The sequence below is a fragment of the Streptomyces sp. NBC_01808 genome, from assembly GCF_035917395.1.
Lineage (GTDB): Bacteria > Actinomycetota > Actinomycetes > Streptomycetales > Streptomycetaceae > Streptomyces.
Window position 1 is genome coordinate 1,515,001 of record NZ_CP109072.1, and the last position, 14,082, is coordinate 1,529,082.

At 73.1% G+C, this 14,082-nt stretch carries 14 protein-coding genes (1 of these 14 only partly in view); 5 read left to right on the top strand and 9 right to left on the bottom strand.

Annotated elements, in window-relative coordinates:
* The 3 genes from OG946_RS06280 to OG946_RS06290 form a co-directional block, all read left to right on the top strand.
* On the top strand, positions 1–716 hold the 3' portion of the coding sequence (locus OG946_RS06280; protein ID WP_326795150.1) for a sporulation protein. Its footprint begins 67 nt before the window's first position; 716 of the gene's 783 nt are visible here — the last part of the coding sequence; its start codon lies beyond the left edge, outside the window; its stop codon occupies positions 714–716.
* A 127-nt stretch (positions 717–843) separates the two neighbouring features.
* Positions 844–1,383: a YbhB/YbcL family Raf kinase inhibitor-like protein gene (locus tag OG946_RS06285; protein ID WP_326795151.1), complete on the top strand. Its 540-nt coding sequence runs from the start codon at positions 844–846 to the stop codon at positions 1,381–1,383.
* A gap of 81 nt (positions 1,384–1,464) precedes the next feature.
* Positions 1,465–1,992: an HNH endonuclease gene (locus OG946_RS06290; protein ID WP_326795152.1), complete on the top strand. Its 528-nt coding sequence runs from the start codon at positions 1,465–1,467 to the stop codon at positions 1,990–1,992.
* A 113-nt stretch (positions 1,993–2,105) separates the two neighbouring features.
* Here the strand turns inward: OG946_RS06290 and OG946_RS06295 are convergent, their stop codons facing one another.
* The 3 genes from OG946_RS06295 to OG946_RS06305 all read right to left on the bottom strand — a co-directional run bounded on the left by OG946_RS06295 (position 2,106) and on the right by OG946_RS06305 (position 4,465).
* Positions 2,106–3,068 (bottom strand): SPFH domain-containing protein, encoded by a 963-nt coding sequence (locus OG946_RS06295; protein WP_326795153.1) that lies wholly within the window; start codon positions 3,066–3,068, stop codon positions 2,106–2,108.
* Positions 3,069–3,150: 82 nt separating this feature from the next.
* Positions 3,151–3,531: an NfeD family protein gene (locus OG946_RS06300; RefSeq protein ID WP_326800160.1), complete on the bottom strand. Its 381-nt coding sequence runs from the start codon at positions 3,529–3,531 to the stop codon at positions 3,151–3,153.
* 136 nt (positions 3,532–3,667) lie between these two features.
* Positions 3,668–4,465 (bottom strand): ABC transporter ATP-binding protein, encoded by a 798-nt coding sequence (locus OG946_RS06305; RefSeq protein ID WP_326795154.1) that lies wholly within the window; start codon positions 4,463–4,465, stop codon positions 3,668–3,670.
* A 115-nt stretch (positions 4,466–4,580) separates the two neighbouring features.
* Between OG946_RS06305 and OG946_RS06310 the strand changes: the two genes are divergently transcribed.
* Positions 4,581–5,378 (top strand): hypothetical protein, encoded by a 798-nt coding sequence (locus OG946_RS06310; RefSeq protein ID WP_326795155.1) that lies wholly within the window; start codon positions 4,581–4,583, stop codon positions 5,376–5,378.
* Positions 5,379–5,518: 140 nt separating this feature from the next.
* Here the strand turns inward: OG946_RS06310 and OG946_RS06315 are convergent, their stop codons facing one another.
* From OG946_RS06315 to OG946_RS06335, 5 genes are all read right to left on the bottom strand, one after another.
* Complete coding sequence (locus OG946_RS06315) at positions 5,519–5,758, bottom strand: chaplin (protein ID WP_326795156.1); 240 nt, start codon at positions 5,756–5,758, stop codon at positions 5,519–5,521.
* A gap of 211 nt (positions 5,759–5,969) precedes the next feature.
* A complete protein-coding gene (locus OG946_RS06320; protein ID WP_326795157.1) occupies positions 5,970–6,215 on the bottom strand; it encodes a chaplin in 246 nt (81 codons plus the stop codon).
* A gap of 164 nt (positions 6,216–6,379) precedes the next feature.
* Entirely contained in the window at positions 6,380–7,075 is a 696-nt protein-coding gene (locus tag OG946_RS06325) for a response regulator transcription factor (RefSeq protein ID WP_326795158.1), read from the bottom strand.
* Positions 7,068–8,234, bottom strand: coding sequence for a GAF domain-containing sensor histidine kinase (locus OG946_RS06330; protein ID WP_326795159.1), 1,167 nt, complete (start codon positions 8,232–8,234; stop codon positions 7,068–7,070). The genes OG946_RS06325 and OG946_RS06330 overlap by 8 nt, the downstream gene beginning before the upstream one ends.
* Positions 8,235–8,393: 159 nt before the next feature.
* Positions 8,394–10,970 (bottom strand): ABC transporter ATP-binding protein/permease, encoded by a 2,577-nt coding sequence (locus tag OG946_RS06335; protein WP_326795160.1) that lies wholly within the window; start codon positions 10,968–10,970, stop codon positions 8,394–8,396.
* Positions 10,971–11,683: 713 nt separating this feature from the next.
* Here OG946_RS06335 and serB point away from each other — a divergent pair.
* Entirely contained in the window at positions 11,684–12,874 is a 1,191-nt protein-coding gene (serB, locus tag OG946_RS06340; protein ID WP_326795161.1) for a phosphoserine phosphatase SerB, read from the top strand.
* On the opposite strand, the gene OG946_RS06345 is transcribed toward serB, so the two are convergent.
* Entirely contained in the window at positions 12,834–13,955 is a 1,122-nt protein-coding gene (locus OG946_RS06345; RefSeq protein WP_326795162.1) for a helix-turn-helix transcriptional regulator, read from the bottom strand. The genes serB and OG946_RS06345 overlap by 41 nt on opposite strands.
* Positions 13,956–14,082 lie beyond the last annotated feature (127 nt).

A 14,082-nucleotide genomic window follows, 5' to 3' on the forward strand; every position in this document is an offset into this window, starting at 1 on the left:
ACGCGAACGTCGTGCCCGGCGGTGTGGTGCAGGGCGAGGTCCGCATCGAGGGCGGGTCCGTGGCCCAGGAGGTCGAGGGGCTGTCCGTCGGGCTGCAGGCGCGCGTCGAGGTGGAGAGCGGCGACAACGAGTACAAGCAGGACATCGAGTTCCACCGGCAGCGGCTCGGCGGCGCCTTCGAGATCCAGCCGAACGCCGTGCACAACGTGTCGTTCAGCCTGGACGTCCCCTGGGAGACGCCGGTGACGTCCGTCATGGGGCAGCGGCTGCCGGGGATGAACGTGGGCGTGACGACCGAGCTGGAGATCGCCCGGGCGGTGGACTCGCTGGACCTCGACCCGATCTCCGTGCACCCGCTGCCGGCGCAGCAGGCGATCCTCGACGCCTTCAGCGGGATGGGCTTCCGCTTCAAGAGCGCGGACCTGGAGCGCGGGCACATCCGCGGCACCCGGCAGCGGCTGCCGTTCTACCAGGAGATCGAGTTCTACGCGCCGCAGCAGTACCGCGGGCTGACGGCCGTGGAGCTGACGTTCCTCGCCGACGGGCACCAGATGGACGTGGTGCTGGAGATGGACAAGAAGCCGGGTCTCTTCACCGACGGCGGCGACTCCTTCCGGATGTTCCAGGTGGGGCTCACCGACTTCCAGCAGACCGACTGGACCGCGTACCTGAACCAGTGGATCTCCGAGGTCGGGTCGCGGCGCAACTGGTTCTGAGCCGCGCGTCGTGTGGCGGCGGCGCCCCGGCCGCTGCTCGTTAGGCTGACCGCCGTGGCGGCGTACCGCGTGTCCGCGTACCCGCCACGCCGTGTCCTTGTGCCACAGCCATCCGGAGGTGTCTCACGTGCCCGAGCAGAACCGGCCGCCGCTGCCCCACGACTTCCATCCCGCGGTGCCGTCGTTCACCGTCACCAGCGACGACGTGCGGGAGGGCGCTCCCCTGCCCGACGCGCAGATCGGGGCGAAGGGCAACACCTCGCCGCAGTTGCGCTGGTCGGGGTTCCCGGAGGGGACGAAGAGCTTCGCCGTCACCTGCTACGACCCGGACGCGCCGACCGGCAGCGGGTTCTGGCACTGGTCGGTGTTCGACATCCCGGTGTCCGTGACGGAGCTGCCCGCGGGCGCGGGCACGGGCGACATGGCCGGGCTGCCGCAGGGTGCGGTGACCGTGCGGAACGACGCGGGGACCCACGACTTCACGGGGGCGGCCCCGCCGCCCGGTGACGGGGAGCACCGGTACGTGTTCACGGTGTACGCGGTGGACCAGGAGAAGCTCGGTCCCGACGCGACGGCGACGCCGGCCGTCGTGGGCTTCAACCTCCGCTTCCACACCCTCGCGAGGGCGCAGCTCATCGGCACCCACGAGGAGCCCGCGGCGGGCTGAAATTGCGTTGTCGCGGCCGATCTCCCCGGGCAGAGTGGAGCCACCTCGCCGCTCGGCGGGGCCAGTCGGGAGGTGACCGGGATGCGCGAGACGCTGGTGCTCAACGCGAGCTTCGAGCCGTTGTCGACGGTGCCGCTCCGCCGTGCGGTGGTGCTGGTGCTGCAGGACAAGGCCGTGGTCGAGCAGGCGCACTCCGGTATGCGGCTGCGGGCGGCGAGCGTGGAGCTGCCGGTGCCCCAGGTGATCCGGCTCTGCCGGTACGTGCGGGTGCCGTTCCGAAGACGCGCGCCGTGGTCGCGGCGGGGTGTGCTGGTACGCGACCGGCACCGGTGCGCGTACTGCGGCCGGCGCGCGACGACCGTGGACCACGTCCTGCCGCGCTCGCTGGGCGGCCGCGACACCTGGCTGAACACGGTGGCGTCGTGCGCCGCGGACAACCACCGCAAGGCGGACCGGACGCCGGAGCAGGCGGGGATGCGGCTGCTGCGGCGGCCCTTCGAGCCGACGCCGGCGGACGCGCTGCTGCTGGCGCTGGGAGTGCGCGAGCAGGAGCAGCTGCCGGAGTGGCTGGCGCCGCCGGAGGGCAGCGAGGTGGGTGTCGCCGCGTGAGTTCCGGCGCGTGAGCGCCCCGTCCGTGCTGTACGGAGAAGAGCCCGCCCCCGGTCGTTGCGACGACCGGGGGCGGGCTCGTGTCGTACGGCGTGCGTACGGGCCGCACGGGCCTACTCCAGCGGGGGCTGCTCGCGGTAGGTGGGGGCCTTGCGGGTGCTCGTCTTGGGGGCGCCGCCGTCGCCGCCACCGGTGGGCGAGGGCGGGCCGAAGTTGCCCAGGGCGCCGCCGAGGCCCTTGAGGGCGTCGCCGATCTCGCTCGGCACGATCCAGAGCTTGTTCGCGTCGCCCTCGGCGATCTTCGGCAGCATCTGCAGGTACTGGTACGACAGCAGCTTCTGGTCCGGGTCGCCGGCGTGGATGGACTCGAAGACCGTGCGGATGGCCTGCGCCTCGCCCTCGGCGCGCAGCGCCGCGGAGCGGGCCTCGCCTTCGGCCCGTAGGATCGCGGCCTGCTTCTCACCCTCGGCGGTGAGGATCTCGGACTGCCGGACGCCCTCCGCGGTGAGGATCGCGGCGCGCTTGTCGCGGTCGGCGCGCATCTGCTTCTCCATCGAGTCCTGGATGGAGGTGGGCGGCTCGATGGCCTTCAGCTCGACGCGGTTGACGCGGATGCCCCAGCGGCCGGTGGCCTCGTCGAGGACGCCGCGCAGCGCGGCGTTGATCTCCTCGCGGGAGGTCAGGGTGCGCTCCAGGTCCATGCCGCCGATGATGTTGCGCAGGGTGGTGACGGTGAGCTGCTCGATGGCCTGGATGTAGCTGGCGACCTCGTAGGTGGCGGCGCGGGCGTCGGTGACCTGGTAGTAGATGACCGTGTCGATGTTCACTACCAGGTTGTCCTGGGTGATCACGGGTTGCGGTGGGAATGGCACGACTTGTTCGCGCAGGTCGACGCGGTTGCGGATGGTGTCGATGAACGGCACCACGATGTTGAGGCCGGCGTTGAGGGTGCGGGTGTAGCGGCCGAAGCGCTCCACGATGGCCGCGCTGGCCTGCGGGATGACCTGGATCGTCTTGATGAGTGCGATGAAGACGAGCACCACCAGGATGATCAGGACGATGATGATCGGCTGCATGCTGCTCCCCGGTTAGTGATCCAATTGTGCGGCCCAGCCGCCGAGTGTGGCAGAACGGCCCTGCCCGTAAGGGCGCTTCCGGTCACATGACGACGGCGGTCGCACCGTCGATGTCCACAACATCGACCGTCTGGCCGGGCTCGTAAACCTGGCCCGAGTCGAGCGCCCGGGCGCTCCACACCTCGCCGGCGAGCTTGATGCGCCCCCCTGAGCCGTCCACACGCTCCAGCACCACCGCCTGTCTGCCCTTGAGGGCGTCGGTGCCCGTCGTCGCCCCGCCCTGGCCGCGATGGCGGCGCGCCACGGGACGTACCGCGGCGATGAGGGCGGTCGAGACGACCGCGAAGACGATCACTTGCACGACCAGGCCGCCCCCGAGGCCGGCCGTCACCGCGGCGGCCACCGCGCCGACCGAGAACATGCCGAACTCCGGCATGGCGGTCAGCACCAGAGGAATGCCCATGCCCACGGCGGCGATCAGCCACCACACCCATGCATCCACGGGTCCAATGCTATTGCCGGGCAAGGGATTCGGGACAGATGCCCGGTGGCTGTGGCCGGGAAGCTACGTCTGTCGTGGGCCTGTTGGCCGGGCGGGGCTACGCCTTCGACATGGGGAGGCCCTGCGCGGTCCAGCGGTCGCCCGCGCGGTCGAGGACGAGCGGGAGGCCGAAGCAGAGCGAGAGGTTGCGCGAGGTCAGTTCGGCCTCGATGGGTCCGGCGGCGAGGACCTTGCCCTGCCGGATCATCAGCACGTGCGTGAAGCCCGGGGGGATCTCCTCGACGTGGTGCGTCACCATGATCATCGAGGGCGCGTACGGGTCGCGGGCCAGCCGGCCGAGGCGGCGTACGAGGTCCTCGCGGCCGCCGAGGTCGAGGCCGGCGGCGGGCTCGTCGAGGAGGAGCAGCTCGGGGTCGGTCATCATGGCGCGGGCGATCTGGGTGCGCTTGCGCTCGCCCTCGGAGAGGGTGCCGAATCTGCGGTCCAGGTACTCGCTCATGCCGAGGCGGTCGAGGAACGCCTTGGCGCGGTCCTCGTCGACGGCCTCGTAGCTCTCCTGCCAGGTGGCGGTCATGCCGTACGCGGCGGTGAGGACGGTCTGCAGGACGGTCTGGCTCTTGGGCAGCTTCTCGGAGAGCGCGGCGCTGGCCATGCCGATGCGGGGGCGGAGCTCGAAGACGTCGACACCGCCGAGTTTCTCGCCGAGGATCTGGACGGTGCCGGAGGACGGGAAGAGGTAGCTGGAGGCGATGTTCAACAGCGTGGTCTTGCCCGCGCCGTTGGGGCCGAGGATGATCCACCGCTCGCCCTCCGCGACCGACCAGGAGACCTGTTCGACCAGAGCCCTGCCGTCGCGGACCACCGATACGTCCACCAGCTCCAGTACATCGCTCATGAGCGTGCCGTCTCCCCTTGCAGTGTCGGTCCTTCGTACGCGGTGCGCGCCTGCGACACCGCCCCAGGGCAAACCTACGCCACGCGATGTCGGACCCGGTCCGTAGGCTGGTGCCATGCTCGAAGAACCACGTTCAGGCCGGCTGGCGGCCTGGGGAAATGCCCTGCTTTCCGGGCACATCTCGCCCGACGAGGCCGCGGAGCGCATCGTCGCGGACGACGCCGGGCACCGGGTGGCGGGGCTGCCGGAGGAGGAGTCCGCCGAGGGCGTGGCCCTGACGATGGCGCTGGGGCGGCTGCGGGCGCTGGGCGCGAAGGGCCTGCGGGTGGCGCTGCCGGTGCCGGGGCATCCGCTGGGCCTGGCAGGACCGCCGGAGTTCAACGCGCTGGCGCTGGACGCCGGTGAGGCGGTGCTGGCGACCGGAGGGCCGCCGCTGGGGCTGGTGCCGGAGGTCTGGTCGGTGGGTCCCGAGGGCGACGAGGTGGTCCGGGTGCGCTGGCGCTGCCTGCCGGTGCGGGACGCGCCGCCGGCGGACGTGCCGTCGCTGGGCGAGGCGGAGCGGGAGCTGGCGGAGGCGATGCGGGACGCCACGGAGGTCCTGTCGCGGCTGGACGTGGCGGGGTCCGGGCCGGTCGCGGAGGCGGCGCTGGCGGCGTACCGGGCGCGGGCGGACCGCGGGCGCGAGGTGCTGGCGCCGGGGTATCCGCCGCGGGCGGTGCGGGTGCTGGAGCTGGCGCAGCGGGTGGGGGCGCTGGTGGAGATCGCCCGGGATCCCGGCGACGGGCACGGGGCGGCGGTCAGCGCGGGGCAGATAGCGGCTCGCGGGGAGGCGCTGCGGCCGCTGGAGCGGACGGCGCGGCGGGCGCGGGTGGCGGCGTACAACGCGTTCGTCGAGGAGCTGGAGCGGGGCTGACGTGCCGGGGGCTGCTTCCCCCTCGCGGTGGGCGGCGGAGAGCGGCGGGGCCGACGTGAGGGCGCGCGGGAGCGTGCGGCCGCGCGTACGCCCCCCGCGGTCGTGCCGTGGGGGGCGTACGCGACGGGAGGTGTGCTCGGTCAGGCGTTGACGCCGGTGTTGCCGAACGGCGCGTTCAGGAGGCCGACGACGGAGAGGTTGTTGCCGACGAGGTTCACCGGCACGTGCACCGGGAGCTGGGCCACGTTCCCCGAGACGACGCCGGGCGAGCCCTGGGCCGAGGCCCCGGCACCGGCGTCGGCGACCGCCGCGCTCGCCCCGGCACCGGCTGCGAGACCCGCGGTGGCGAGGACGAAGGCGGCCTTCTTCACTGCATGCATGGAAAGTCGTTCCTCCTGTTGGCTGCGCACACCCCGGGGCCCGGGGGTGCATGCTGCGCAACGGCTGAGGAGTCCAGCGGGACACGCCGCGGCGGCCTGCGCCCACCGTTCGGCCCAATGGGACGGCGATAGTACGACCGCCGCGAGCGCCCGGACCGGCCCGCCGGACGGTGCCCGGGGGCCGGTTCCGGTGCCGGCAGACCGCGGTTCTTCAGCGGTTGAGGCAGAGGTTGCCGAACGCCGGGTTCAGGGCGCCGACGACGGTGACGGTGTTGCCGCAGGCGTTCACGGGCACGTGGACCGGCACCTGGACCAGGTTGCCGGAGCCGATGCCCGGCGAGCCGACGGCCTGGCCGCCGGCGGCCGCGCCGCCGTGCGCGGCGGCCATGCCCGCACCGGCCATGGCCAGGCCGCTCGCGGCGATGGTCAGGGCAGCAGCCCTCGTCAGGTTCCGCATGTGTTCCTCCTCGGGTCGGCCGCGGCGTGTGCCGCGGCATGCCATGGAGAACGCGGGGGGCCCGGCGCGGTTGCGCCGGTCGGGCGACATCTACACGACAGTATGAATCTCGGATCGGAAGAGGTCGTTCCGGTGGCGCGGACCGGGGCCTGCCGATAGTCGTTTCAGCCGCTCAGGCCGTGGCGTACGGCCCAGAGGGCGGCCTGCGTACGGTCCGCGAGGTCGAGCTTCATCAGGATGTTCGACACGTGCGTCTTCACGGTCTTCTCCGAGACCACGAGCGCGCGGGCGATCTCCCGGTTGGAGCGGCCGTCCGCGATCAGGGCCAGCACCTCGCGCTCGCGCTCGGTCAGCGTCGTCCCCCGGCCCTGGGCGGGGCCGCCGCCGGCCTCCGGCGCCAGCAGCGCCCCGGCGACGTCCTGCTGGAGCAGCACGTGACCGGCGTGCACCGAGCGGATCGCCTTCGCGAGCGCCTCGGGGTCGACGTCCTTGTAGACGTAGCCCGCGGCGCCGGCGCGCAGCGCGGGGACGACGGTGCGCTGCTCGGTGAAGCTGGTGATGACGAGCACGCGCGCCGCGCTGCCTGACTCGCGGATGCGGCGCAGCGCCTCGATGCCGTCGGTGCCGGGCATCTTCACGTCCATGAGCACCACGTCAGGCACCAGCTCGGCGGTACGGGCCACGCCCTCGTCGCCGTCGGCGGCCTCGCCGACGACCTCGATGTCGTCCTGCACCTCCAGGAAGGTGCGCAGCCCGCGCCGTACGACCTGGTGGTCGTCGACCAGCAGCACCCGGATCCTGCCGGGGGCGTCCGTCTCGTCCGGGCCCGCGGTCCGCTGCTTCTCGCCCGTCTCAGCCACCGGGCACCTCCATCTCGATCACGGTGCCCTCCCCGGGCGCCGACTGGACGGTCAGGCCGCCGCCGACCCCGGCGGCGCGGTCGCGCATGGACACCAGGCCCAGGTGGCGGCCGGCGGAGCGGACGGTGTCCGGGTCGAAGCCCCGGCCGTCGTCGCGCACCCGCAGCCGGGCACCGCGGCCGTACCGGGTGAGGGCGACGTCGACCTCCCCGGCGTCGGCGTGCCGGAGCGCGTTGTGCAGGGCCTCCTGCGCGACCCGTAGCAGCGCCTCCTCCTGCGCCGCGGGCAGGGCGCGCATCTGCGCGGAGGTGAAGGTGACGCGGGCGCGGTGGGCCCGGTCGAGCACCTGCACCTGGGTCGCCAGGGTGGCCACCAGGCCGTCGTCGTCCAGGGCCGCGGGGCGCAGTTCGACGACGGCGGCGCGCAGCTCGTCCGCGGCGTCCGCGGCGAGCCGTGCGACCTGCTGCAGCTCGCCCTTGGCGCGCGTGGGGTCGCGGTCGACGAGGGCGGCGGCGGCCTGCGCGGTCAGGCGCAGCGAGAAGAGCTTCTGGGAGACGGCGTCGTGCAGCTCGTGCGCGATACGGGCGCGCTCGCCGGCGATGGTCAGCTCGCGACTGCGCTCGTAGAGGCGGGCGTTGGTCAGCGCGATGGCGGCGTGGTCGGCGAGGGTACGCAGCAGGGCCTCGTCCTCGGCGCCGAAGCGGCAGCCGTCGGGGCCTGGCAGATCGTCCGGCTCGCACTGCTTGTTGGCGAGGAAGAGCGCGCCGAGGACTTCCTCGCCGTCGGCGATGGGGACGCCGACGAAGTCCCGCAGCCGGGGGTGGGCGCTGGGCCAGCCGCCGAAGCGGGGGTCCTTGCGTACGTCACCCAGGCGCACCGGCTCGGCGTCCTCCAGCAGCGCGGCGAGGATGCCGTGCTGGCGGGGCAGCGGGCCGATGGCCTTCCACTGCGCGTCGCTGACGCCGTCGACGACGAACTGGGCGAAGCCGCCGTGGTCGTCCGGCACGCCCAGGGCCGCGTACTCGGCCTGCAGCAGCTCGCGGGCGGACGCCGTGATCGTCTGGAGCACGTCGCGGACCTGCACCTGCCTGCTCATGGCGAGCAGGGCGCGGCTGACCGCTTCGAGTCCGGCGACCGGTCCTGGGGCGGGTGTGGACATGCAGATCACGCTACCCGCAGGCCCGGTCCCCGTGATCCAGCCGCGGACCGGGCCGCCATCGGCCCCCGGTCCTAGGCCGCTGTGCCGACCCCCCGGCACAGACGGCGGACGGGCGGCCCCCCGTGAAGGGTGCCGCCCGTCCGCCATGCGGGGGTGCGCTCAGCGCATGACCTCCGGCTCGTGCTTGCGCAGCAGCCGGGCGACGATGAAGCCGCAGATCACGCCCATGGTGAGCAGCACGCCGATGTTCAGCATGTACGTGCCCGCCGTGTGCTCCCACAGCGTGTCCGTCTCACCGCTGTCCCACGGCAGCAGCACGTTCAGGTCGGACGTCGATCCCATCGCGGCCACCGCCCAGCGCGAGGGCATCAGCCAGGCGAGCTGCTCGACGCCCGGGGTGCCGTGCAACTGGAACAGCACGCCGGTGAAGACCACCTGCACGATCGCGAACATCACCAGCAGCGGCATCGTCATCTCGGAGGTCTTCACCAGCGCCGAGATGATCAGGCCGAACATCATCGAGGTCAGGCCCAGCGTGGTGACGCCGATCGCCAGCTCCACCGCCGGGAGATCGGAGAGGATCACGCCCTCCTCGGGCAGCTTGCTGCGGCTGAGGACGCCGATGGCGCTGATGACGGCGCCCTGGAAGATCGTGATGATGCCGAGGACGAGCACCTTGGACATCACGTACGCGGAGCGGGAGAGGCCGACCGCCCGCTCTCTCTCGTAGATCACCCGTTCCTTGATCAGCTCACGTACGGAGTTCGCGGCGCCGGAGAAGCAGGCGCCGACCGCCAGGATGAGCAGGATCGTGCCCGCGGCCCTGTTGATCAGGTGGATCTTCGCCGGCCCGTAGCCGAGCCCGAACTCGGCGGGGATGACCATGCTCACGACGCCGAGTACCACCGGGAGAATGATGGTGAGCGCGATGAAGAAGCGGTCGGAGGCGAGGACGGACACGTACCGTCTCACCAGTGTCCAGAGCTGCGGCCCCCAGGCCTGCGGCTTGGACGGGCGGAGCATCTGCGGCGGCTGCATCGCGACGGGCTGCGGGGCCACGGCGTCGATGTCCGCGGCGTACATCTGGTAGTGCTGGGAGCCCTGCCAGCGGCCCTTCCAGTCGTACTCGCGGTAGTTCTCGAAGGCGGAGAAGATGTCGGCCCAGGTCTCGTAGCCGAAGAAGTTCAGCGCCTCCTCCGGCGGGCCGAAGTACGCCACGCCGCCGCCGGGCGCCATGACCAGCAGCCGGTCGCAGAGCGCGAGTTCGGCGACGGAGTGGGTGACGACCAGGACCGTACGGCCATCGTCGGCCAGCCCGCGCAGCAACTGCATGACGTCGCGGTCCATACCCGGGTCGAGGCCCGAGGTGGGCTCGTCCAGGAAGATCAGCGACGGCTTGGTGAGCAGCTCCAGGGCCACCGAGACGCGCTTGCGCTGGCCGCCGGAGAGCGAGCTGATCCGCTTCTCCTTGTGGATGTCGAGCTTCAGCTCGCGCAGCACCTCGTCGACGCGGGCCGCGCGCTCGGCCTCGGCGGTGTCGCCGGGGAACCGGAGCTTGGCGGCGTACCGCAGGGCGCGGGTGACGGTGAGCTGGGTGTGCAGGATGTCGTCCTGCGGCACCAGCCCGATGCGGTGGCGCAGCTCGGCGAACTGCTTGTAGAGGTTCCGGTTGTCGTAGAGGACCTCGCCGACGTCCGCGGGGCGGTAGCCCGTCAGCGCCTTGAGGAGCGTGGACTTGCCGGATCCGGACGGGCCGATGACGGCGATCAGGCTCTTCTCGGGCACGCCGAAGGAGACGTTGTCCAGGATGACCTTGCCGCCGTCGACCTTCACGGTCAGGTGGCGGGCCGAGAAGCTGACCTCACCGGTGTCGACGAACTCCTCCAGCCGGTCCCCGACCAGCCGGAAGGTGGAGTGACCGATGCCGATGATGTCGTCGGGGCCGATGGGCCGCCGGCCGCGCTGCGGCAGTTGCTCACCGTTGACGTACGTGCCGTTGTGGCTGCCGAGGTCGACGATCTCGGAGCGGCCGTCGGGCGTGGACCGGAACTCCGCGTGGTGGCGCGAGACCTGGAGGTCGGAGACGACCAGCTCGTTCTCCAGCGCACGGCCGATGCGGGTGACGCGGCCCAGCGAGAGCTGGTGGAACGTCGTGGGGCTGCGGTCGCCGTAGACCGACGGGGCGCCGGGGCCGCCGCCGGGGCCCGCGCCGACGCCGGCGGGCGGGCGCTGCGGCGCGGACTGCTGCTGCGGCACGTACGGCTGCTGCTGGGGCGGTACGCCGGCGGGCGGCCCCTGGAACGGGGGCCCCTGCGGCGGAGGTCCCTGCGGCGGGGCGCCCCAGGCGCCGGGCGCCTGCTGCGGCGGCGCGGCCTGGTGGGCGCCGGGCGGCGGCTGGGCCATCGCCGTCTGCGCGCTGTACACGTCGGGGGCGGCGGCGCCGGCCGGCGCGGAGAGCCGCAACTGCGGCCCGTCGGTGGCGTTGCCGAGATACACGACCGAGCCGGGGCCGACCTCGATCTGGTGGACCCGCTGGCCCTCCACGTACGAGCCGTTGGTGCTGCCGACGTCTTCGAGCAGCCAGCTACGGCCGCCCCACCGCAGGCTGGCGTGCCGCCAGGAGACCCTGGCGTCCTCCAGCACCACGTCCCCCTGCGGATCCCGCCCGACGCGATAGGCGCGCGCCGGGTCGAGAGTCCATGTCTGTCCGTTCAGTTCAAGTACGAGTTCAGGCACTCCATGCCCCACAAAGTTGTCCCCCGAGGTGCCCCATGCACGGCACCTGACTTCAACAGGCCCGTAAGGAGTCTAGGGATGGCGAACATCCTGAGGAACTATTTCAGTAACAGTCGCTTCACGAAAACGCGGGTCACAGCAGTGAGGTGGAGTTTCGGCTTCCACTTCCACCCGCTACCGGGCGGTTCGCGCACGTTGACGGCACTTGATCACTAACAGCCGGTGGTAACGCGTATACGCGGGCGGGGAGATCCGGGAGAAGCGCTCGGCCGGACCCGGGAATCGCGGCGCGGGGACGGGCCGCGCGGTCGGCCCGCGGTGCCGCCGCTGCCGGCGCGGGCGGGGCGCACGCCGGCGTACGGGCCTCGTCCGGCCGCCGCGTACGGACCGGGCCGTACCCGCCCGGCGGAGGGCCGGCGACCGCCGGCCGCACCCGCCCCACCCGTACACCGGAAGACCTCCGGACCTCGGCCTCCCCCGGCACCCCGCGCCGCCACCCGGCGACCGCGCGGACCGTCCGCGGGGCTCCGCGTGCCCTCCCCGCGCCCCCGGCCCGTGACGGCCCCCGGGACCCCCTCCCCCGCCCGTTCGGCCGCCCGCAACCGCACGTCCCCCTCACCGCAACCTCCCAGTCCAGCGGCCCCGCCGCGCCCGGCCGCAACGCCGACCCGCCCGGCCGTCCGCGGGCCGCACCGCGATACCGTGGTCGCATCATGACCACCGCCGCCCGCACGCTTCTCGTCAAGATCTTCGGCCGCGACCGCGCCGGCCTCACCGCCGGCCTCTTCGACACCCTCGCCGCCTACCGGGTCGAGGTCATCGACATCGAGCAGATCGTCACCCGCGGCCGCATCACGCTGTGCGCCCTGGTCACGCCCCCCGTCGGGGCCACCGAAGGCGAGCTGCGCGCGACGATCCACTCCTGGGCCGGCTCGATGCGCCTGGAGGCGGAGATAATCTCCGGCACCGGCGACAACGAGCCGCGCGCCCCCGGCCGCTCCCATGTGACCGTGCTCGGGCACCCGCTGACCGCCGAGTCGACCGCCGGCATCGCCGCCACGATCACCGGCACCGGCGCCAACATCGACCGCATCTTCCGGCTCGCGAAGTACCCCGTCACCGCCGTCGAGTTCGAGGTCTCCGGCGCCGCCACCGAGGAGCTGCGCACCGCGCTGGCCATAGCCGCCGCCCGCCTCGGCGTGGACGTCGCCGTCGTGGCCTCAGGACTGCAGCGCCGGGCGCAGCGGCTGGTGGTGATGGACGTCGACTCCACCCTCATCCAGGACGAGGTCATCGAGCTGTTCGCCGCGCACGCCGGCTGCGAGGCCGAGGTCGCCGAGGTGACCGCCGCCGCGATGCGCGGGGAGCTGGACTTCGAGCAGTCCCTGCACGCCCGGGTGGCGCTGCTGGCGGGGCTGGAGGACTCGGTGGTGGACAAGGTGCGCGAGGAGGTACGGCTGACGCCCGGCGCCCGCACCCTGATCCGTACGCTCAAGCGCCTCGGCTACCAGGTGGGCGTCGTCTCCGGCGGCTTCACGCAGATCACCGACGACCTCAAGGACCGGCTCTCGCTCGACTTCGCCGCCGCGAACACCCTGGAGATCGTCGACGGCAAGCTCACCGGGCGGATCACCGGGCCGGTCGTGGACCGGGCGGGCAAGGCCCGGCTGCTGAGCGGCTTCGCCGCGGAGGCGGGCGTGCCGCTGGCGCAGACGGTGGCGATCGGGGACGGCGCGAACGACCTCGACATGCTCAACGCGGCGGGCCTGGGGGTGGCGTTCAACGCCAAGCCGCTGGTCCGGGAGGCCGCGCACGCGGCGGTGAACGTGCCGTTCCTCGACACCGTCCTCTACCTGCTGGGTATCACGCGCGACGAGGTGGAGGCGGCGGACACGACCGGCTGATGCGGTCGCCGAGGTCGCGCAGGAAGTCCGCCAGCTCCGGCGGCTCGCGCACCTCGAAGTCCACGCCGAGCAGCGCGATCCGCACGGCCAGCCAGTCGAGTGCGTCGCCGCCGGTGACCAGCGTGCAGAGGTCGGGCCCCGCGGCCTCCAGCAGTCCCGCGCCGCACGGGAGGCGGCGTACGGCCTCGTCCAGTGATACGTGCAGGGTGACGACGGCGCGGTAGCGGCCCCGGTGGCCGGCGATGGACTCGGCGACGAAGGCGGCGGCGTCGGCCGCGGGCAGCTCGCGCGGAGGGTGGCGGACGCCGGTCGGTTGCGGGTCGTCGATCCGGTCGACGCGGAAGCTGCGCCAGTCGGCGCGGTCGCGGTCGTACGCGACGAGATACCACCGCTGACCCGTGCTGACGAGGCGGTACGGCTCGACGTGCCGCCGCGTGCCGACGTCAGGGCCGGTACGGCGCGCTCCGGGCGGCTCGCCGCCGGGCCCGGCGGCCGGCCGGGCGGAGCGCGGCCTGGCATGCCCCTCGCGTACGCGGTCCGCCGCACCGCCCTCCGGCGCGTCTCCCCCGCGCTTGCCCCGGTAGCCGAACCGCAGCCCCTCCCCCCTGCTGCTCGCCGCCGCCAGCACCGCCAGCACCTCCGCGGGCACCGGCGCCCCCGCCGCCGCCACCGCGCCCGCCGGGCTCACGGTCAGCGGCACCGTGGCCCGCTGCAGAGCGGCGACGCGGCGGCGCAGCCGCGCCGGGAGCACCTGCTCCAGCTTGGCGAGGGCCCGCACGGACGTCTCCTCGATCCCCTCGACGCCCCCGGCGGCCACGGCGCGCAGCCCGGCGGCGACGGCGACGGCCTCGTCGTCGTCGAGGAGCAGCGGCGGCATCGCGGTGCCCGCGGCGAGCCGGTAGCCGCCGACGGCGCCGACGGTGGCGGCCACGGGGTAGCCCAGCGCGCGCAGCCGGTCGACGTCGCGGCGTACGGTGCGCACGCTGACGCCGAGGCGCCCGGCCAGCTCGGGGCCGCTGTGCTCGCGCCCGCTCTGCAGCACGGACAGCAGCGTGAGCAGCCGTGCGGGGGTGTCGCTCATCCCCCGATCATGACCGAGAAGGCGGACATGTACTGACCTCCTTCGCCCGTAGCGTCGAGGTCATGGCAGCTCAGCACGTCATTCGTATCACCGGGGCCTGCACGGTGGCGTTCAACCCGGGTGCTGA

Excerpts from the sequence above, each read along its gene's own strand:
- OG946_RS06290 (WP_326795152.1), top strand. The coding sequence starts at position 1,465 with ATGCGCGAGACGCTGGTGCTCAACGCGAGCTTCGAGCCGTTGTCGACG.
- OG946_RS06295 (WP_326795153.1), bottom strand. The coding sequence starts at position 3,068 with ATGCAGCCGATCATCATCGTCCTGATCATCCTGGTGGTGCTCGTCTTC.
- OG946_RS06300 (WP_326800160.1), bottom strand. The coding sequence starts at position 3,531 with ATGGGCATTCCTCTGGTGCTGACCGCCATGCCGGAGTTCGGCATGTTC.
- OG946_RS06305 (WP_326795154.1), bottom strand. The coding sequence starts at position 4,465 with ATGAGCGATGTACTGGAGCTGGTGGACGTATCGGTGGTCCGCGACGGC.
- OG946_RS06310 (WP_326795155.1), top strand. The coding sequence starts at position 4,581 with ATGCTCGAAGAACCACGTTCAGGCCGGCTGGCGGCCTGGGGAAATGCC.
- OG946_RS06315 (WP_326795156.1), bottom strand. The coding sequence starts at position 5,758 with ATGCATGCAGTGAAGAAGGCCGCCTTCGTCCTCGCCACCGCGGGTCTC.
- OG946_RS06320 (WP_326795157.1), bottom strand. The coding sequence starts at position 6,215 with ATGCGGAACCTGACGAGGGCTGCTGCCCTGACCATCGCCGCGAGCGGC.
- OG946_RS06330 (WP_326795159.1), bottom strand. The coding sequence starts at position 8,234 with ATGTCCACACCCGCCCCAGGACCGGTCGCCGGACTCGAAGCGGTCAGC.
- serB (WP_326795161.1), top strand. The coding sequence starts at position 11,684 with ATGACCACCGCCGCCCGCACGCTTCTCGTCAAGATCTTCGGCCGCGAC.
- OG946_RS06345 (WP_326795162.1), bottom strand. The coding sequence starts at position 13,955 with ATGAGCGACACCCCCGCACGGCTGCTCACGCTGCTGTCCGTGCTGCAG.